The sequence below is a fragment of the Rhizobium sp. AG207R genome, assembly GCF_027109195.1.
GTDB classification, from domain to species: domain Bacteria; phylum Pseudomonadota; class Alphaproteobacteria; order Rhizobiales; family Rhizobiaceae; genus Rhizobium; species Rhizobium dioscoreae.
Genome location: NZ_JAEPVT010000002.1, coordinates 587525 through 606391, shown reverse-complemented (window position 1 = coordinate 606391; position 18867 = coordinate 587525). Strand labels below are relative to the sequence as shown.

General features: G+C 60.0%; 23 protein-coding genes. 17 read left to right on the top strand and 6 right to left on the bottom strand.

Going from position 1 to position 18867, the window contains the following annotated elements; genetic code table 11:
• The first annotated feature begins 8 nt into the window (after nucleotides 1-8).
• From cheT to visR, 4 genes are all read left to right on the top strand, one after another.
• The gene (gene cheT, locus JJQ51_RS06915; protein WP_152095544.1) at nucleotides 9-410 is read left to right on the top strand and encodes a chemotaxis protein CheT; all 402 of its coding nucleotides are present in this window, start codon (nucleotides 9-11) and stop codon (nucleotides 408-410) included.
• Between the two features lie 168 nt (nucleotides 411-578).
• A complete protein-coding gene (fliF, locus tag JJQ51_RS06910) occupies nucleotides 579-2255 on the top strand; it encodes a flagellar basal-body MS-ring/collar protein FliF (RefSeq protein WP_113332072.1) in 1677 nt (558 codons plus the stop codon).
• Between the two features lie 520 nt (nucleotides 2256-2775).
• Nucleotides 2776-3513, top strand: a complete 738-nt coding sequence (gene visN, locus JJQ51_RS06905; RefSeq protein ID WP_113332073.1) for a transcriptional regulator VisN — start codon at nucleotides 2776-2778, stop codon at nucleotides 3511-3513.
• Between the two features lie 11 nt (nucleotides 3514-3524).
• On the top strand, nucleotides 3525-4271 hold the full coding sequence (gene visR / locus JJQ51_RS06900) for a transcriptional regulator VisR (RefSeq protein ID WP_371864866.1): 747 nt from the start codon (nucleotides 3525-3527) through the stop codon (nucleotides 4269-4271).
• A gap of 143 nt (nucleotides 4272-4414) precedes the next feature.
• On the opposite strand, the gene JJQ51_RS06895 is transcribed toward visR, so the two are convergent.
• From JJQ51_RS06895 to motA, 6 genes are all read right to left on the bottom strand, one after another.
• Nucleotides 4415-4855 (bottom strand): hypothetical protein, encoded by a 441-nt coding sequence (locus JJQ51_RS06895; RefSeq protein WP_092709076.1) that lies wholly within the window; start codon nucleotides 4853-4855, stop codon nucleotides 4415-4417.
• Nucleotides 4856-4860: 5 nt separating this feature from the next.
• Entirely contained in the window at nucleotides 4861-5940 is a 1080-nt protein-coding gene (gene flhB, locus JJQ51_RS06890) for a flagellar biosynthesis protein FlhB (RefSeq protein ID WP_113332074.1), read from the bottom strand.
• Nucleotides 5941-6033: 93 nt separating this feature from the next.
• Nucleotides 6034-7077 (bottom strand): flagellar motor switch protein FliG, encoded by a 1044-nt coding sequence (fliG, locus tag JJQ51_RS06885; RefSeq protein WP_069611302.1) that lies wholly within the window; start codon nucleotides 7075-7077, stop codon nucleotides 6034-6036.
• A gap of 50 nt (nucleotides 7078-7127) precedes the next feature.
• On the bottom strand, nucleotides 7128-7658 hold the full coding sequence (gene fliN, locus JJQ51_RS06880; RefSeq protein WP_113332076.1) for a flagellar motor switch protein FliN: 531 nt from the start codon (nucleotides 7656-7658) through the stop codon (nucleotides 7128-7130).
• 63 nt (nucleotides 7659-7721) lie between these two features.
• The gene (locus JJQ51_RS06875) at nucleotides 7722-8669 is read right to left on the bottom strand and encodes a FliM/FliN family flagellar motor switch protein (RefSeq protein ID WP_371865515.1); all 948 of its coding nucleotides are present in this window, start codon (nucleotides 8667-8669) and stop codon (nucleotides 7722-7724) included.
• Between the two features lie 2 nt (nucleotides 8670-8671).
• Complete coding sequence (gene motA, locus JJQ51_RS06870) at nucleotides 8672-9544, bottom strand: flagellar motor stator protein MotA (protein WP_069611305.1); 873 nt, start codon at nucleotides 9542-9544, stop codon at nucleotides 8672-8674.
• A 223-nt stretch (nucleotides 9545-9767) separates the two neighbouring features.
• On the opposite strand from motA, the gene flgF reads away from it, so the two are divergent.
• From flgF to fliP, 13 genes are all read left to right on the top strand, one after another.
• A complete protein-coding gene (gene flgF, locus JJQ51_RS06865) occupies nucleotides 9768-10502 on the top strand; it encodes a flagellar basal-body rod protein FlgF (RefSeq protein ID WP_113332078.1) in 735 nt (244 codons plus the stop codon).
• A 12-nt stretch (nucleotides 10503-10514) separates the two neighbouring features.
• Nucleotides 10515-11900, top strand: a complete 1386-nt coding sequence (gene fliI / locus JJQ51_RS06860) for a flagellar protein export ATPase FliI (RefSeq protein WP_145633335.1) — start codon at nucleotides 10515-10517, stop codon at nucleotides 11898-11900.
• 85 nt (nucleotides 11901-11985) lie between these two features.
• On the top strand, nucleotides 11986-12531 hold the full coding sequence (locus JJQ51_RS06855) for a flagellar protein (protein ID WP_113332080.1): 546 nt from the start codon (nucleotides 11986-11988) through the stop codon (nucleotides 12529-12531).
• 119 nt (nucleotides 12532-12650) lie between these two features.
• Nucleotides 12651-13043 carry a flagellar basal body rod protein FlgB gene (gene flgB, locus JJQ51_RS06850; RefSeq protein WP_069611309.1) on the top strand — a complete coding sequence of 131 codons (393 nt, stop codon included), beginning with the start codon at nucleotides 12651-12653 and terminating at the stop codon, nucleotides 13041-13043.
• 16 nt (nucleotides 13044-13059) lie between these two features.
• Complete coding sequence (gene flgC, locus JJQ51_RS06845) at nucleotides 13060-13476, top strand: flagellar basal body rod protein FlgC (protein ID WP_069611310.1); 417 nt, start codon at nucleotides 13060-13062, stop codon at nucleotides 13474-13476.
• Nucleotides 13473-13823, top strand: coding sequence for a flagellar hook-basal body complex protein FliE (locus JJQ51_RS06840; RefSeq protein WP_113332081.1), 351 nt, complete (start codon nucleotides 13473-13475; stop codon nucleotides 13821-13823). Before flgC ends, JJQ51_RS06840 begins: the two co-directional genes overlap by 4 nt.
• 97 nt (nucleotides 13824-13920) lie before the next feature.
• Nucleotides 13921-14709, top strand: coding sequence for a flagellar basal-body rod protein FlgG (gene flgG, locus JJQ51_RS06835; protein ID WP_092709105.1), 789 nt, complete (start codon nucleotides 13921-13923; stop codon nucleotides 14707-14709).
• A gap of 34 nt (nucleotides 14710-14743) precedes the next feature.
• Nucleotides 14744-15229, top strand: a complete 486-nt coding sequence (gene flgA, locus JJQ51_RS06830) for a flagellar basal body P-ring formation chaperone FlgA (RefSeq protein ID WP_371865506.1) — start codon at nucleotides 14744-14746, stop codon at nucleotides 15227-15229.
• Nucleotides 15226-16344: a flagellar basal body P-ring protein FlgI gene (locus JJQ51_RS06825; RefSeq protein WP_069611314.1), complete on the top strand. Its 1119-nt coding sequence runs from the start codon at nucleotides 15226-15228 to the stop codon at nucleotides 16342-16344. The genes flgA and JJQ51_RS06825 overlap by 4 nt, the downstream gene beginning before the upstream one ends.
• On the top strand, nucleotides 16341-16871 hold the full coding sequence (locus JJQ51_RS06820; protein WP_113332082.1) for a MotE family protein: 531 nt from the start codon (nucleotides 16341-16343) through the stop codon (nucleotides 16869-16871). The genes JJQ51_RS06825 and JJQ51_RS06820 overlap by 4 nt, the downstream gene beginning before the upstream one ends.
• Nucleotides 16868-17581: a flagellar basal body L-ring protein FlgH gene (flgH, locus tag JJQ51_RS06815; protein ID WP_092709116.1), complete on the top strand. Its 714-nt coding sequence runs from the start codon at nucleotides 16868-16870 to the stop codon at nucleotides 17579-17581. Before JJQ51_RS06820 ends, flgH begins: the two co-directional genes overlap by 4 nt.
• A 24-nt stretch (nucleotides 17582-17605) precedes the next feature.
• Nucleotides 17606-18100, top strand: a complete 495-nt coding sequence (locus JJQ51_RS06810; protein ID WP_113332083.1) for a flagellar basal body-associated FliL family protein — start codon at nucleotides 17606-17608, stop codon at nucleotides 18098-18100.
• Entirely contained in the window at nucleotides 18097-18855 is a 759-nt protein-coding gene (gene fliP, locus JJQ51_RS06805; protein WP_162748776.1) for a flagellar type III secretion system pore protein FliP, read from the top strand. The genes JJQ51_RS06810 and fliP overlap by 4 nt, the downstream gene beginning before the upstream one ends.
• The last annotated feature ends 12 nt before the right edge of the window (nucleotides 18856-18867 follow it).

Sequence of the window (18867 nt, the reverse complement as noted above, 5' to 3'; positions counted from 1 at the left end):
GCAAGCGCATGACCCCCTTCCAGCGCGTTGAGACGGCCGCCATCGAGGAGACGCTTCCGGCTATCCTTCTGCGCATCGTTTCCGAATTGCATGACATCGCCTATCTGATCGAACGCATCGAGCCCCAGCTGCTTGACATCAGCGACGCCAATATACTGGCCTCGCCGGAGGCCATGAAGGTCGTCCAGGGTATTGATCTCGCCGTGCAGAAGACGCGCGGCATCGCCGAATTCATCGATACCATTGCCGGCACCATGCCCGAGGGCTGGACGGTGGATCTCGCGACGGCGCTGAGCCTGGTCAAGCTGACGGAGATGCAAAAGGCGCTCGGCGGCGGCGGTTTTCACGGGCATTCGCAGACCATGGCCCAACCCATGGCAAAGGCTGCCGGCGATTTCGATTTCTTCTGACTGCGTCGTCAGCAATAGATACTATTTTTCTTATATAATCTCCTGCATTTCTTCCCGGCTTTTTCCTAGGCTCTTCTGGCCGGACGAAACGTTCGCACAAGTTTCGATTTCTATTTTCGCCGCATAGCACAAAGCCATCAGGTCTTTGACGAATCGTGCGAGAACAGAATGAATCTGTTAAATCAATTAGTTCCCCTGCTTCGGAATCTTCAGAATCTCGGGAGAACGCGGCTGATGATCCTGGGGGGCGTGGGCGCCGTGTCCATGCTGCTGATCCTTTTTGCAGCCCTCTATGTCAATAAGCCCGCACAGGAGACATTGTATGTCGGCCTGGATGCGACGGATCTCAACCAGATCAGCATCGCGCTCGCGGAAGCCAAGATCAATTTCCAGGTCGGTACGGATGGCTCCAGCCTGACCGTTCCGGCGGGCATGACCGGCAAGGCCCGCGCGCTTCTTGCTGAACGCGGCCTGCCCACCAGCGGCAAGGCCGGCTATGAGCTCTTCGACAATGTCGGTTCGCTCGGTCTAACCTCCTTCATGCAGGAAGTCACCCGCGTCCGTGCCCTCGAGGGCGAAATCAGCCGCACCATCACCTCGATCGCCGGCATCAGCGCCGCCCGCGTCCATATCGTCATGCAGGATGTCGGCAATTTCCGGAAGGCGGATCAGAAGCCGACGGCATCCGTCATGATCCGCGCGAGTGCGGAAGCTGCCCGCAAATCGGCTTCGGCTATCCGCCACCTCGTCGCGTCAGCCGTTCCTGGCCTGGAGGTCGATGATGTAACGATCCTCGACTCCACGGGCCAGTTGCTCGCATCGGGCGACGATCCCGGCAACGGCGCTCTCAGCCGCAATCTCGGCATCGTGCAGAACGTGCAGAGCGAAGTCGAATCCAACATCGATAAGGCCTTGGCGCCCTTCCTCGGCATGGATAATTTCCGCTCCAGTGTGACGGCACAGCTGAATACCGACAGCCAGCAGGTGCAGGAAACCACATACGATCCGGACTCGAAGGTCGAACGCTCCGTCCGCACCGTGAAGGAAGCGCAGAAGTCGCAGCAGAGCCAGCCCGACAGCGCCGCGACCGTGGAGCAGAATATTCCGCAGGCGGCCCCGCAATCCGGCGGCAACACGCCGACGTCGAACGATCAGTCCGACAAGCGCGAGGAGCAGACCAACTACGAAATCAACAGCAAGACGACGGCCACGACCCGCACCAGCTACAAGATCGAAAAACTGTCCGTCGCCGTGGTGGTCAATAAGGGCCGCATCGCGCAAATGGTCGGCCAGGGCGCTGATCAGGCCAAGATCGACGCCTATATTGCGGAAATGCAGAAGATCGTCGCCACCGCTGCAGGCGTTGATCCGGCCCGCGGCGACATCGTTACCGTCAATGCCATGGACTTCCTCGACAACCAGCTGCTTGAAGACACATCCTCCAGCTTCAGCATTACCGATATGTTGAGCCGCAACATGGCTGGCATCATCAACTCGCTGGCCTTCGTCGCGGTCGCCTTCCTGATCGTCTGGATGGGCTTCCGTCCGCTGATCCGCTCGCTCGGCGGCTCGTCCAGTAGCACGGCTCTTCCGGAAGCAGCGGGCCTGGAATTGCCGGATTTCGCGCCGGCGGTCGGCGGCCCCGGCGCGGCACTGATGGACGGCTTCGGCTCGGACTTCGGCTTCGACAGCACCGACGACCTGCTGACGATGGGCGACGATGGCGGAACCTTCAACCGCCGCGTCAAGGAAGGGCCGGAGCGCCGCCTGTCCCGCATGGTGGAAATCAGCGAAGAACGCGCTGCAAAGATCCTCAGAAAATGGGCCGTCGACCAGGCCGCCTGACAAAAGGACCGGGAAATTCCCGGTCCTTTTTCTATCCAGGGGATGACATTTGAACTTGCATCATTGTCGATGCCACCTGTGATCAATTAGTCGCGGCTAGCCGAATTGACGTGTTCGTAAGATGGAATTTCAATGGATATACGGTTGCTGGGTATAAAGAATCGACTTACAAATACTGTATCTATTGCGTAACAACTGTGTATTCCGAGCGAATCGACCATCGTTTTCCGCGTTTCGCATGTTTTAAGTTTGTAGATTCCGGAGCGGGAAATTAGCTCATGATTCGTAGATCGTGCTTGCGGCAGTGCGCGCCGGTGCGATTGCGGGTGTCGAATTCAGGGATGAGACATGCGCCCATCCATCCGTATCCGCCGGAAGTGTTGGGTCGCGGTAGAGAAAGATCCGGCTTCGATGCCTCGTCGAGATTCGCTGCCGATTCTCTGAGGTGAAGGGATTGGGTTCTGACGGAACAATGCTCTCGTTGACGGCCGATCGTCCAACAGCGGCAGGAAATGCAAGTATGGACATGCAGATATCGCAGATGAGCAAAGGCGATAGGGATGCGCGATCGATCGCGTCCGCCGGAGCTATGTCGCGCGAGCAGCTCATTCTGCAGCTGAATGCCGTTTCAGGCCCTGCCTATCTTCAAGCCGGCCTTCACGCCTTGGCGAGTTACGCCGGCGCCTCCCATTATCTTCTTGTCAGGTCCGATCTCATCCAGGAAAGCGGGCTCGACTTCGTGATTTCCTCCGATTGGCCCTTCGATCTCGTCCGGCGTCTGGCGACGGAGCTGACAAGCGGTTATGGCCGCATCGGCGAGCTTGAAAAGTGCATGGCGCTGTTTCAGCCAAGCCTGGCGCTGCTTCCCGATGATGTCTCGCTGCCTGACGGTGTGGGCCGGCAATATCATGCCTTGACGTTCAATGTCGGTCGCACCCGCTTCTCCCTGCTGCTGCTGGCGAGCGAAGCAGCAGTGCTTCTGCCCGAGCGGTTGAGGGATGTCGGCCTCCTGGCCGGCTATCTCGCCAGTTCCACGCGTTGCTTCGAGGGCAAGCTGGAGCGCGATTTCGATCTGACCGAGCGCGAGCTGGAATGCCTGTTCTGGATCGCCGAAGGCAAGACGAGCGATGAGATCGCGATGATCCTCGGGATCTCGCGCAATACCATCAACAACTATATTACCAGCGTCATGCGCAAGACCGCCACCAAGACCCGCTCGGAGGCTATCGCCTTTGCAGTGCGCAATAATCTCGTTTAAGGGCCGACCGGATGCGCTATCAGCCAGACAGGACGACGGATATGCCGGGCGAATCACGGCTTACCCGTTCCGGACGGATCTCCGGCCGCTCCGATCTGTTCCCGAAGCTGGTATCGATGCAAAAGCTGATCGACGCGCAGCATTTTGCCGTTTATCGCCTGCACGGCTCCGGCCTGCCGCATAAGCAGCGCCTGGTATGCGAACTCGATAATTGGGGCTCGGCCAACTCCGTCGTCGGCAAATCCTTTGTGGAGGCCTATGGCGAAGCACTGATCGAGCATATCGACAAATCGCTGCTGCCGCTGATGTGGAACGGGCGCGACAGCGACAGCACCGCCGAGACGCCGGATTTTGCCGTCTTCACGCAGCGCCTGAAGCCGCATCTCCTGCCTTTTGCCGGCGCCGCCTTTCCCGTGCGGCTCGGCGCCGTCGGCAACGGCTACACTGTCTTCACGGCCAAGTTCATGGATCTCTCGAGCGATATGATCGTCGAGCTGCACGGCCGCAGCTGCCAGATCATGATGCAGCTCCTGTCGCTGGATGAGCGCCGTTCACAGGCGGCCGAAGCGCTGAGCGAGCGCGAAATCGCCTGCCTGCAGCTTGCCGGCGACGGGCGCATCAGCGAAGAGATTGCCGACAAGCTTGGATTGTCGGTGCATACCGTCAACGCTTATCTCGGATCGGCGACGATCAAGCTCGACAGCGTCAACCGCATCCAGGCCATCGCGAAGGCGATCCGCTTCGGCTATATAAGCTGAGATAGTGCCGCCTTGGGGCACTGCCGCAAGACGAAATCACCTGCGACACCTTGCTGAGCAAATGAATAGAGCGGCGCCCCGGTTTCCGCCGGATGCACGCCGCTCTCGCGAATCACTTTGCCGATTTTTGAAAAAGGACTTCCTCAGAATGCGTGTGCGGCCTCGCCGCGAACGACGTAACGCGCGTCCCTTAGGCTGCGGGCGAGCAGCGCCGTGTTCTCGTCGGGATCGACGGAGGCCTTGTCGAAGGCAATGTGGTTGATCTCGATGCCCGCATGGTGCTCTGCCAGCGAAAGCTTGGCATAGATGGTAACGCCCCGCGGCTTGATCTCCAGATCGAGCGTCACTTCCGCCGGCCCGCCCCAATCGAGCTTGTAGTCGCCGCCGAGCCCGAAATTGACCGTGCCGGGAAGAAAATAGAGCTCTGCGGCCGAGGCGACGAGGTCAGCGAGGTTGCCATATCGTTCGAAGCGCAGCAGCGAGATCAGATCGGCGGCATCGAGGAGGCGCAGCTCGCTTGCGACCGGGCTGATGGCTTCGGCTAGTATTTGTTCACGCTGGGCAGAGTAGGGGCATTTTTTCATTTGGTTTATCGTACCCGTTTTCTATTCGACTGCGCGGCATAGATCCGATGGATGAGTTCTGCGACAGCCTTGTAAAATACTGACGGTATGACGCTATCAACCGAGACTTGCGCAAACATGGAGCGCGCGAGCGGCGGGTCTTCGAAAACGGGAATATTGTTGGCCTCGGCTATCTCCCTGATTTTCAGAGCAATCAGGTCCTGGCCTTTGGCGACGACGACAGGGGCGTCGTTTTCCTCGCGCACATAGCGAAGTGCGACGGCGAAGTGAGTCGGGTTGGCGATGACGAGGGTGGCGCGCGGCACCTGCTTCATCATGCGGCGGCGGGCGCGGTCGCGCGCGATCGAGCGCTGGCGAGACTTGACGATCGGGTCACCCTGCGACTGCTTGTGCTCGTCCTTGACCTCCTGCTTCGTCATCTTCAATTGGTCGAACCAGTGATGCCGGCTCCACAACAGGTCGGCAACACCGACGACGACGGTCGCCATCAGCACGATGATCAGGATGCGCTGAACGATCGTCGACAGACGCACGAAGATGGTCTGCGGGTCGGACACCATCGAATCCATCGCATGGAAGTACTGGCTGCGCAGCACGAAAAACATGACGATGCTGACCAGCACGATTTTTGCGAGGGATTTGCCGAATTCCACCATGCCGGTCGCGCTGAAGATGCGCGTGAAGCCTTTCGCCGGCGATATGCGCGAAAACTGTGGCCTGATTCGTTCGAGAACGGGGGTGGGCAGGTTCTGGAAGATCGAGGCGCCGATCCCGAAGACGAAGAAGAGCACGACCGCCGGCAGCACCATGTTGCCGACTTCCCAGCCTATGCGCGTAAACAGCGAGATGGCGTCTGGGCCCGTCTCCAGCTGCCATTGATCCGGCTTTTCGAAGAGATCGCGCAGAACCTCGCCCATGCGGCCCATGCGTTCGGGGAGAAAGAAGGTGACGTAGATGACGGTCGCGAGCATGGAAGCAAAGAGCGTTGCTTCCCTGGAGTGAGGGACATTGCCCTTCTCGATCGTATCGCGGAGTTTTTTCTCCGTCGGTTTTTCTGTTTTACTGTCCTTGTCTTCGTCAGCCAAAGCAGCCGCCCTCTGCGAAACGGAAAGAGGCCGCGCATCATGCGCGGCCCATAGCTTGTCAGTCTATGATGTTTTAGCTGAGTCGCGCCGCGTTTACGCCGCTTCTTCCACAGGCGTATTTTCCTTGGTCTTGAGCTCGATCTGACCGGAGTTGGCCAGACGAATGGCTTCCTGGGCGATGGCACGCCGGGCAATCGCGATTTCGCGCGGGTTTATGCCGGCATTGCCCATCTGCAGGTCGGATTCGATCATGCGGCGCTGACGCGGGCTGATCGAGGACAGCACGATCTCGCGGATCTCGTTGCCGGATCCCCGCAGCGCCATCGTCAGGATGTCGGCGGCGATGTCGTTGAGCAGCAGGACGCGGCTCGGCTGCGGCATACGGGTGAGATCGTCGAAGAGGAAGATCTTCGGGCGAACCTTTTCGACCGATTCCTTGTTGATCGATTCCAGCGAACTCAGCAGGGTGTCGACCACCGGCTTGTCGAGTTCGTTCATCAGATCGGCAACCTTCGTGGAACCGGAGGCGTTGCGTTCGGCGTCGATCTCGGCCATCAGCCCGAGAACGCGGTTTTCGATGATCTGGGCAGCCTTGGGGCTGACGTCCTTGATATTGACGGTGCGGTTCATGATGTCGGCGCGCTGGGCTTCGGGGAGCTGCAGCAGGATCTTCGCGCCGAAGGCCGAAGGCATCATGGAAAGCACATAGGCGATCGTCTGAGGATGCTCGCGCAGGAAGAACTTGGCGACGAAGACCGGATCGGCCTCGCCCAGGCGATCCCAGATGGATGTCTCGTAGGCCTGGAACGCCGTGCGACGGCCAAGCAGGCTGTCGACCTCGTCCGGTGTCAGGCCCTCTTCGAGAATGCTCTCGATGGCCTTGGCGTTGTCCATGAGGCCGGCGCCCTCGGTGAAGAGGTCTTCGAATTCCGCGACGAGCTGTGCCAGCTCGTCCGGCGGAATAACCCGCAGTGATTGCGCTGAGGCGATGATCATCTGCAGCTCGGCCTGCGTGAAGTATTTCAGCAGCCGTCCCGCCACTTGCTTGCCCATGGCGAGAAGGACGGCGGCTGCCTTTTCAGTCTGAGATAACGGTTTCTCGGCGATCGCGCCGCTGAAATCGTCAAAGTCCATCATGGTCTTCGTCTCCGTCCCGCCAGGGGGAGTGGGCTCATCCTGAGCCGGGTTCAGCTTTTCTTCGCGTTATAAATTTCAGTGAGCTTGATGCCGAATCTGGTGTCGTCATGTTCCAGAACGGTAATCTCGCCCCGGCCGATCTTGCGGCCGTTCACGGTAATTTCGACCGGTTCGCCGATCTTCTTGTCCAGTGCGATGATTGCGCCCTCGGCCAGGTTCATCAGGCCGGACACCGGCATGCGGCTGCTGCCGAGCACGATCTGGACGTCGATCGGGATATCCATGATCAGGTCCATATTCGCAGTGAGCGCGCTGCCGGGGGCAGCCGGTGCCGCAGACACGCCGCCGAACTCGCCGTCATCGAAGGCTGGAGCGGAGTTGTCGTCCCCGAAATCGCCGAAGGTGGAGAGATCCGTGCCTGTTTGCGCGCCGAATGCGTCGGCCTCGAAATCGGGCAGACCGCCTTCATTGTCTTTCTTCAGGACGCCGCGCAGACCATCGATGGCCTCATCCAAGGCGGCGTCGCTGTTTGAAATCTCCAGCGATTCCTCGCTGCTTTGCTGTGTCGTCTTCGTAGCCATGAAATCACTATTCCAGTTGAAACTTGCCTCAAGCTGCCGTGTGCGGGGCCACGCGCCAGCCGATCAATTCATCAAGTGTCTGAGAAGCTCGTCGTCGGAATTGACGTTGTCCTTGACGCGCACCGTATAATTTTCGCCAGAGCGGCCGAATTCGCAGATGTAAAGGTCTTTGCTGTTGGCGCTGACTTCGACGCGGACATCGCCCGTGTCCATGAAAGGAATGATATCGCCGACCGCAAGCTTGGAAATGGTGTCGAGCGTCAGCGATTCGAGCCGAATTCGCGCCTCAAGCGTCACCTGGGAGCGGCGGACCTGCTCGTTGAGCTGCTCCGACCATGCCTGGGAAGCGGCGGTCGGGTTCTTGGCGCGAGGCGTGCTGACGACGGTGCGCAGCAGATCCCGTTGCGGTATGATGATGACGATATGGGAAATCGATTTGCCGAGCGAGATCGTCATCGTGATCGCAGCGGCAAAGTCGTTACCGTTGTCACCGATGGCAACCGGGCGATCCTCGATATTGTAGGGCGGATCGAGGTAGGGCTCGAAACCGCCGGCAGCATTCACCGCCGAGCGAAGCACTTTGGCGATCTTTTCGAACACCATGACGGAAAGATCGAGTTCGATCACCGAAAGCGGGCGCGCGACCGGCGCTTCCATATCTTCGGCGCGCGCGCCAAGCATATGCTCCATCAGCGTCATGATGAAGCCGGCGCCGCAGCCGAGAATGAAGTTCGGGGCCCAGTTGCGCAGCGAACCGTTGACCAGTGCGTGGTTGCCGCCCAGCTTGGCGATCAGCTCGTTCATCGAGCCGGACTGGCAGCCGTCATAGGCGACGTTGATATCCAGGCCTGTCTCGGTCTTGATGATGTCGGGCAGGAATTCGGCATAGACCTGGGCGAAGGCGGTGCCGAGTTTCGCAAGCGTCGCCTGATCGCCGAGATTGCCTGTGAGCTTGGCAAAAAGGGTGCGGTCCATCGTCTGTGCCCTATGCGCGGATTGCTGGCTCATGATCGTCAGGCTGCCTTGCTTTCACCGCCGGGGTTCATCATTTCCTGCTCGACGGCGTCGATCGAGGGGCGCTCATAGGAGGAGATGGTCTTGCGGCCGTATTCGAGTGCGACCTGCGGCACCGATCCGTTCATGTAGGCAAGCAGCGTCTGCTTCACGATGACGTAGAGGCGATGCTGCTTGTTGCGCACGACCTTGATCTGGGAAACCAGCGGTGCGCAAACGGAATAGGACAGGATGATGCCGAGGAAGGTGCCGACCAGCGCCGAGCCGATGAGGTGGCCGAGCACTTCCGGTGATTCGTTGATGTGGCTCATCGCCTTGATGACGCCGAGAACGGCGGCGACGATACCGATCGCCGGGAAGGAATCGCCCATGATCGTGATCGAATGATAGGGCTTCATCTTGTCGTGCTGCATCGTGTCGAGCTCTTCGTCCATCAGCGCCTCGATCTCGTGCGAGCGGGCGTTGCCGATGATGATGAGGCGGACATAGTCGCAGATGAAGGCGGTCAGATCCTTGTTCTTCAGAACCGTCGGAGCGGCCTTGAAGATCGTCGATTCGTCGGGATTGTCGATATGGGCTTCGATCTCGTTGCGCGACTTGGTGCGCAGATCGCGCATCAGGGCATAGAGCACGCCGAGCGTGTCGAGGTAGTCGCGCTCCTTGGGAACCGCATGACGGAAGGCCTCTCCGAGCGCCTTGCCCGAATCCTTCACCACCTTCATCGGATTGGCCATGATGAAGCCGCCGAGACCGGCGCCTGCGATAATGACAAATTCGAAGGGCTGGAACAGCGCGCCTACGTCTCCGCCCATAGCCATAAAGCTGCCTATGATGCAGCCGCAGGTCACTACAAATCCGATAATAATATTCATCGTCGGTCCACACCTGAACGTTGCTTCATACGATGAACTAGGGGACCTGCCTTGCGTGAGGCTGTTCGATGGGTCTCCGAACATCCTTTTTGCCTTGTCAGCTTCGCACAAGCCAAGCCCTGCAGGATGGCGGGTAAGGGCATCCATGCCCCGCTAACGAAATGTAGGAGCGCCGGCGGCGTTTCCTTTCCCGTTATTCTCCAATGTCCGGAGGGCGTTGAAAATGCAGTCTGGTATTTATGTCGCGCTGTCGTCCCAGATGGCGCTCGAGCGGCGTCTGACGACGATCGCCGACAATTTGGCCAACGTGAATACGACGGGCTTCCGCGGTACCGAGGTCAAGTTCGATCAGGTCCTCAGCAATACGCAAAACAAGCTCAACGCCAAGGTCGCCTTCGTCTCGCAAGGCAACGACTATCTCTCCACTGACAATGGCGAACTTCAGAACACCGGCAATCTCTTCGATTTCGCCGTCAAGGGCGATGCCTATTTCGGCATGAACACGCCGGCTGGCCTGGTGCTGACGCGCGACGGCCGCTTCACCATGACTGAAAGCGGCGCGCTGGTTTCCACGCGTGGCTTCCCGGTCCTCGATCCTGGCGGTGCGCCGATCCAGCTCGACCCCGCCGGTGGCCCGCCGAGTGTCGCGTCGAACGGGACCATCATGCAGAACGGCCGCAGCATGGGCCAGATCGGTCTCTATAGTGCCGATGTCAGCAAGGGCTTCCTGCGCTATGAAAACAGCGGCATCCTGCCGACCGATGCGCCACAGGCGGTCATCGACCGCTCGAACATCGGCATCGCCCAGGGCTATCTCGAAAATTCCAACGTCAACGGCATGCGGGAAATGACCAATCTGATCGAGGTCAGCCGCGCCTTCGACAATATCAGCACGCTCACCAGCAGCAGTGAAGGCACGCTCACCGATGCCATCAAGACCCTCGGCGGCAGCCAGTAAAGAGGGCTTGTCATGGTCGAGGATCGGTTGCCGGAGGGCGCAATATCGCCGAAGCTTTCGCATATGGCCCTTCTGGCGGGCCAATATGCGATGGCGGAGAATGCCGTGGCCCATGGTGGTCATGTGCGCACCATCGCTGCCGGACACTATACGGTTGCCGGCCTTTCCAGGCAGGTGCGTCTCGGCGATTTCGTTGCGCATCGGTCGCAGACGGGCATCCACCTCGGCGAGGTCGTCCGCGTCGAACCGGATCTCACCTATGTCTGTCCGATCGAACCCGGCGAGCCGATCGGCATCCAGGATACCATCATCCGCAAGGGCGCCTTCCGTATCGCACCCGATGACAGCTGGTGCGGCCGCACGATCAACTCGCTCGGCGAGCCGATCGATGGGTTGGGGCCGCTGACAACGGGTCTGGAAGCACGCCCAATCTCCAATACGGCTCCGCCTTCGATGACGCGAAAGCGCGTCGAAACCGGCTTCAAGACCGGCGTGCGTGCCATCGATATCTTCTCGCCGCTCTGCCTGGGACAACGCCTCGGCATCTTTGCCGGCTCCGGCGTCGGCAAGTCGACGCTGCTGTCGATGCTGGCGAGGGCCGAAGCCTTCGACAAGGTGGTGATTGCGCTCGTCGGCGAACGCGGCCGCGAAGTGCGTGAGTTTATCGAGGATACGCTCGGTTCCCACATGCAGAAGTCGGTCGCCGTCGTTGCGACCAGCGACGAGAGCCCGATGCTGCGCAAGATGGCGCCGCTTTCGGCCATCACAATCGCCGAACATTTCCGCGACAAGGGCGACAACGTTCTCCTGATCGTCGACAGCGTCACCCGTTTCGCCCATGCCATCCGCGAAGTGGCCACTGCCTCCGGCGAGCCGCCGATCGCACGCGGATATCCAGCGTCCGTCTTCACCGAATTGCCGCGCCTTCTCGAGCGGGCAGGCCCCGGACCGGAAGGCACCGGCACCATCACCGCGATCATCTCCATCCTCGTCGATGGCGACAACCACAACGATCCGATCGCCGATTCCACCCGCGGCATTCTCGACGGTCACATCGTCCTGCAGCGCAGCCTTGCCGAAGAAGGGCGTTACCCGCCGATCGATCCATTGGCATCCGTATCGCGTCTTGCCCGCAAGGCCTGGACTTCCGATCAGGAAAAACTGGTGTCCCGCCTGAAGGCGCTGGTGCACCGCTACGAGGAGACGCGCGATCTGCGCCTGATCGGCGGCTATCGCCAGGGCAGCGACGCCGATCTCGACATCGCCGTGCGTCAGGTACCGATCATCTACGACATACTGAAGCAGACCCCGGGTGAAGAGCCGTCGGTGGATGCCTTCACCGATCTTGCGACGGCTCTCAGAAACGCTTCGAGCGGTGTCCCCGCCAGAGCCAAGTGATGGTTGGGCACAGCACTACCTCGATTTTTCCTTGTCCGCAATCTGCCGGATATCGCCGAATGTCATGCCTAAAAAGGGACCAGAAGTGAAAGAATCCGACGCTGACGAACCGGTCGCCCCGCCGAAATCGGCGAGAAGGCGAACCGTTACGGACAAGGCTCTGGCCTTTACTGGACTGGCGCTTGCCGGTGCCTCTGCCTTCTTCCCCTGGTACGTCTTTCTGAACCCGGACAAATTCGGCATTCAGGTGGCCGAAGGCGATCGCACCCGCGATCTTCCGAACTGGCCTGGCCGCACCATCGTCAGCGTGTCGCCGCTCGCCATGGTGAACAAGAATCCCTCCGAGCCGAAAGATTTGATTCCCGATCCGCTGACGACGGCGACGGTCAGCAATGCCGGCCGTGAGGAGGACAAGGGGCCGCCGGCCGATCAGCAGCCGTTCCCCGGCAAGTCCGCCTTCCAGCTGCTGCATGTCGCCAATGGCCGCGCGCTGATCGAGGACGGCACCGGCATGTATGTCGTGCGCGTCGGATCGCTTTTGCCCGACAACAGCCGGTTGGCCTCGATCGAACAGCGAGAGGGAAAATGGGTCATCGTCACCTCGACGGGCGATGTCTACGGCAACAATTGAGGAAAACCCGGAATCGCCTGGATTTCAGGCACTTCGAAGACTTTACAGGAACGCATTTCTCGCAAGTCCCACGCAAGATTATCCCGCTAGATTCACAGTGTAAGAACGGAGAGAAGCCCATGCAACCCATTCAGCTCTTTGACCTGGCCTCGCGGCAAGCCGAGTGGCTCCAGGTACGTCAGCAGGTTGTTGCCGGCAATATCGCCAATGCCAATACGCCGAAGTTTCACGCCAAGGATGTCACGCCATTCCAGGCCGTTCTGGACAACCAGAACGTCGGTATGGTCCGGACCAATCCCGCGCATCTTTCGGGCAGCGAATTCAGCACGAGCGGCAACGTCAACGTGGAGGAAGCGCCGCTCAATCAGGAAATTGGTGTCCAGGAGTCGGGTAACACCGTCGGCCTGGAAGACGAGCTCGCCAAGGCCGGTGAAATCAAGCGCCAGTACAGCTTGAACACCGCTCTCGTCGGCTCCTTTCATCGCATGATGTTGATGACCGTAAAACAATAGATGAAGTGAAGATGTCATGGACCCTTTATCAGCCGCATTGAAGATTGCGGGCTCCGGCCTGGAGGCTCAATCGACTCGTCTGCGCATTGTCTCCGAAAATATCGCCAACGCCCGTTCGACGGGCGATACGCCGGGTGCCGATCCCTATCGGCGCAAGACCGTGACCTTCGGCGCCGAGATGGATCGCGCTAACGGCGTCACCACGGTCGGCGTCAAGAAGCTCGGCGAGGACACGGGCAAATTCGTCGAAGAATACGATCCCAGTAATCCGGCCGCCGACCAAAAGGGCTACGTCAAGATGCCCAACGTCAACATTCTCGTCGAGATGGCCGATATGCGGGAGGCCAACCGTTCCTACGAGGCCAATCTGCAGACGGTCAGACAGGCCCGTGATCTCATTTCCTCCACTATTGATCTGCTGAAGAACCAATGATCGACTCGGTTAAGAATGTAGCCTCTCTTTCGGCGACCCGCGGCCTCGGCAGCATCGCCACGGATCTGACCTCCGCCGCTTCCAGCGCCCTGAATGCCTCGCCGGCCGTCGCTGCGGGCGCGGATGCCGGAATGAGCTTCGCGTCGGTCATGTCGAATGTCGCGAAGGATTCCATCAACTCGCTGAAGGACGCCGAAAACGCCTCCTTCGCCGGCATCAAGGGCACGATGAGTACCCGCGAAGTCGTCGACAAGGTCATGCAGGCCGATCAGACCCTGCAGACCGCGATCGCACTGCGCGACAAGGTGGTCTCGGCGTTCCTCGATATTACGAAGATGCAGATCTAGCGCGGGGTTTCCCGCTCTAATTAATTGATTTGGCGTGAGTTGTTCGCAGGCCGCTTCGCGGTTTCGAAGGTTCCGCCCTGGCTCGAAGGACGAAAGCATGAGAGCGCTCGCAATTGCCGCGACGGGCATGGACGCCCAGCAGACCAATCTCGAAGTGATCGCGAACAACATCGCGAACATCAATACGACGGGTTACAAGCGCTCGCGCGCCGAGTTTTCCGACCTTCTCTACCAGACCGAGCGCGCCAAGGGCATCGCCAACAGGCCGAACCAGGCAGTCGTGCCGGAAGGCGCTAACATCGGCCTCGGCGTTCAGACCGTAGCCGTGCGCAACATCCAGGTGCAGGGCGAGCTGTCGCAGACCCAGAACGAGCTCGACGTAGCCCTCGTCGGTCGCGGCTGGTTCCAGATCCAGATGCCCGACGGCACGACCGCATATACCCGCGCCGGCTCCTTCAACAAGAGCGACACCGGCCAGATCGTCACCCCCGATGGCAACGTATTGGAGCCTGGCATCACGATCCCGAACAATGCCAGCAGCCTCACCATCAGCCAATCCGGCCAGGTGTCGGCGATCATCGGCACGGCGACCACGCCGACTGTACTCGGCCAGCTGCAGATCGCCAATTTCGTCAATGAAGCCGGCCTGCAGCCGATGGGCAGCAACCTCTTCACGCAGACGCCTGCCTCCGGCGATCCCGTCGTCTCCGATCCGAACCAGAACGGCTTTGCCTATCTGAAGCAAAACTATCTGGAATCGTCGAATGTCGATCCGGTCAAGGAAATCACCGATCTGATCACTGCGCAACGCGCCTACGAGATGAATTCGAAGGTCATTACGACGGCCGACGAAATGGCGCAGATCGTCAGCAAGAACCTGAAGTAGCAAGAGGGACGGGCCGAACATGAGGTTTCGCCGGATGAAAAGCTTGGCAATGGCATGGTTCGCCGCAGCGAGCCTCTCCGTCGTATTCGCGTCGGCTGCGCCGGCCGGCGCAATGAGTGCCGACGGCTCCAGCCTCGGAACTGCCGTGGTGCCGACCGAGACGATCTATCCGGGCGATATCATCAGCAGCGGCCAGCTCGAGGAGGTCGAGGTCACCAATCCAAACCTGAGCGGCGACTATGCCAAGCGGCTCCGCGAGGTCACCGGTCTGGTGTCGAAGCGCACGCTTCTTCCCGGCCGCACGATTTCCATCTCCGCGCTGCGCCAGCCCTATGCGGTAACGCGCGGCTCCAATGTCCGTCTGGTGATGAGCATGGGTACCATGACGATCACGGCGGCCGGCACGCCGCTGGATGATGGCGCCGTCGGCGATAACGTCCGCGCCCGCAACATGGACTCCGGCATCATCGTCAACGGCACGGTCCTGCAAAACGGTACGATCCGCGTGGTCGCGAAATGAAACGGCTTCGTCAACTACTCGCAATCCTGTTCGCATTGCCGAGCCTGATCGCGGCCGATCCGGCTCTCGCGATGCAATCGCGCATCAAGGATATTGCCTCGCTGCAATCCGGCCGCGACAATCAGCTGATCGGCTACGGCCTGATCGTCGGTCTCCAGGGGACCGGCGACGGTCTGCGTTCCTCGCCATTCACCGAACAGTCTATGCGCGCGATGCTGCAGAACCTCGGCATCTCGACGCAGGGTGGCCAGTCTGCCGCCAAGAACACCGCCGCCGTCATGGTGACGGCGAACCTGCCGCCCTTTGCAAGCCCGGGCAGTCGCATCGACGTGACGGTCAGCTCGCTCGGCGATGCGACGTCGCTGCGCGGCGGCACGCTGATCATGACTTCTCTGAGCGGCGCCGACGGGCAGATCTATGCCGTGGCGCAGGGCTCGGTCATCGTATCCGGTTTCCAGGCGCAGGGCGCCGCCGCCACGGTGACCGAAGGTGTCACGACGGCTGGCCGCGTGCCCGGCGGCGCCATCATCGAGCGCGAACTGCCGTCGCGCTTCAAGGATTCCGTTAACCTGGTCCTGCAACTGCGCAATCCGGACTTCTCCACCTCGATTCGCATCGCCGATACGGTCAATACCTGGGCGACCTCGCGTTTCGGTGCGCCGATCGCAGAAGCCAAGGATTCACAGGAGGTGACGATCGCCAAGCCGAAGATGGCGGATCTGACGCGGCTGATGGCCGACATCGAAAATCTCAACGTTCAGACCGATACGCCGGCCAAGGTCGTCATCAACGAGCGCACCGGAACGATCGTCATTGGTGCCGATGTCCGCGTCTCGCCGGTCGCCGTCAGCTACGGAACGCTGACCGTGCAGGTGAGCGAGAACCCGCAGGTGATCCAGCCGGAACCCTTCTCGGACGGCCAGACGGCGATCCAGGATCAGACCGATATCACTGCCACCAAGAGCGGCGGCCGCGTGGCCGTGCTGGAAGGGCCTGATCTGAAGACGCTGGTCTCCGGCCTCAACAATATCGGCGTCAAGCCGGACGGCATCATCGCCATCCTGCAAGGCATCAAGTCGGCCGGCGCCCTGCAAGCGGAGCTCGTATTGCAATGATCTCGACCGCCATTGCCAGAAAAATGCTGATCACCGCCAGCCTCGCCGCGCTGTTGTCGCTGACGACGGCCGCGGCGCAAGAGGCGCCGAAGCCGGTCGCCGATCCAGCTTCGAGCCAGGACGAGATCCGCCAGTTCTGCACCAATATCGCCGATCCGGCTCGAGACCAGCGCTATCTGCTGCAAAAGCAGGAATTGGAAAAGCTGCAGGCGGATGTCGATCAGCGCATTGCCACCATGGACAAGCGCAAGGCCGAATATGAGGATTGGCTGAAAAAGCGCGACGACTTCCTCAAGACGGCCGATCTCGGCCTGGTCGATATCTACAAGAACATGAAGCCGGATGCCGCAGCGGCAAGCCTCAACGATGTCAGGACCGTAACTGCCGCAGCCATCATCATGAAGCTTTCTGCGCGCCAGTCGAGCCTGATCCTGGCGGAAATGGATGCGAAGAAGGCGGCCATGATCACCAATATCATCGCCAGCGCATCCGACCCGAATACATCGAAGTCGAAGGACCCCTCATGAACACGCGTCTTACGGCCGCCTGCGCAATCGTCGTCTTCCTCGCCGGTTGCCAGTCGCAGGCCCTCAAGGAAATCGGCAGGGCGCCTGCCATGAGTCCGATCGGCAGCGGCCTGCAATATGCGCAGACGCCGCAGATGTCGCAGTATCCGAAGCGGCCCCATCAAGTCGCGCAGGGCTATTCGCTCTGGAATGATTCGCAGGCCGCCCTGTTCAAGGATGCGCGTGCACTCAATGTCGGCGACATCCTGACTGTTACGATCCAGATCAATGACAAGGCGAATTGGGATAACGAGACCAATCGCAATCGCACGAACAAGAGCGATATGAACTGGAACATCACCGCCAAGATCTTTGGCTGGCAGCCAAGCACCAATGCTGACGCGACTTCAGGCTCTGACACCAGCACCGACAGCAAAGGCAAGATGCAGCGTTCCGAGCAGATCAACCTTCTGGTCGCAGCTGTCGTAACGGGCATTCTCGAAAACGGCAACCTGATGATCAGCGGTTCGCAGGAAGTGCGCATGAACCAGGAAATCCGCATTCTCAACGTCGCCGGCATCGTCCGGCCGCAAGACGTCACCTCCGAGAATACCATTTCCTACGACAAGATCGCCGAGGCGCGCATCTCCTATGGCGGCCGTGGCCGCCTGACGGAAATACAGCAGCCGCCGAGGGGGCAGCAGGCCGTCGACCTGCTCTCGCCGCTCTGATTTGACAGTGAACGGATAGGGAATATGGCAGCAGCCGCAGACGAACCGGCAAAGGGCAAGGGATCGCCGATGATCATGATGATTGTCGGGCTACTGGTGCTGACCGTGCTCGGCGGCGGCGGCGGCTGGGTCCTGGGAACCATGGTGGCGCCGCGGATCAAGGAGGCCACTGCGGCCGTGCAGGCGATTGCAAAGGCCGGCGGCGACAGCAAGCAGGCTGCGGCAGCCGCCCAGGCAAACGGCATCGTTGCGCTCGATCCGATCACCACCAATCTCGCTTATCCCTCGCAGAGCTGGATCAGGCTGGAGCTTGCGCTGGTTTTCAAGGGGCCGCCGGACGCACAGCTCGCCCAGGCGATCCATCAGGATATCCTGGCTTATATCCGCACGGTTTCCTTGCAGCAGATCGAAGGTGCACGGGGCCTGCAATATCTTAGGGATGACATTCAGGAGCGTGTTGACCTGCGCTCGGAAGGACGAGTATCGAAAGTTATCTTCAGAACTTTCGTGATCGAATGAGTCGACCAGCACTTGCTCTATTTATATTCGTGATTGCTGTCTTGTCGCCTGAGCTGGCGGCGGCGCAGCAATTGTCGCAGCAGCTTCCGACCGATCTTCTGAACGCGCCGGTCAACGGCTCGGTTGCCGCCTGGATCATCCGTACCTTCGGGCTTCTGACGATCCTGTCGATCGCGCCGGGTATCCTGATCATGGTGACGAGCTTTCCGCGCTTCATCATCGCCTTTTCGATCCTGCGCACCGGCATGGGCCTTGCGACGACGCCGTCGAACATGATCCTGCTGAGCCTCGCCCTTTTCATGACTTTCTACGTCATGTCGCCGACCTTCGATCAGGCCTGGAAGGATGGCGTGCAGCCGCTGCTGGCCAATCAGATTTCGGAAGCGGACGCAGTGCAGCGCATCGCCGAGCCCTTCCGCACCTTCATGTCCAACAATACGCGCGACAAGGACCTGAAGCTTTTCGTCGACCTCGCACAGGAACGCGGCCAGACGACGGTGGTCGACAACAAGATCGATTATCGCGTGCTGATCCCGGCCTTCATGATCTCGGAAATTCGCCGAGGCTTCGAAATCGGTTTCCTTGTGGTCCTGCCGTTTCTGGTCATCGACCTGATCGTTTCGACCATCGTCATGGCGATGGGCATGATGATGCTGCCGCCAACCTCGATCTCTCTGCCGTTCAAGATTCTCTTTTTTGTGCTGATCGACGGCTGGAACCTTCTGGTCGGCAGCCTGGTCCGCTCTTTCCACTGATATTATGAGCGG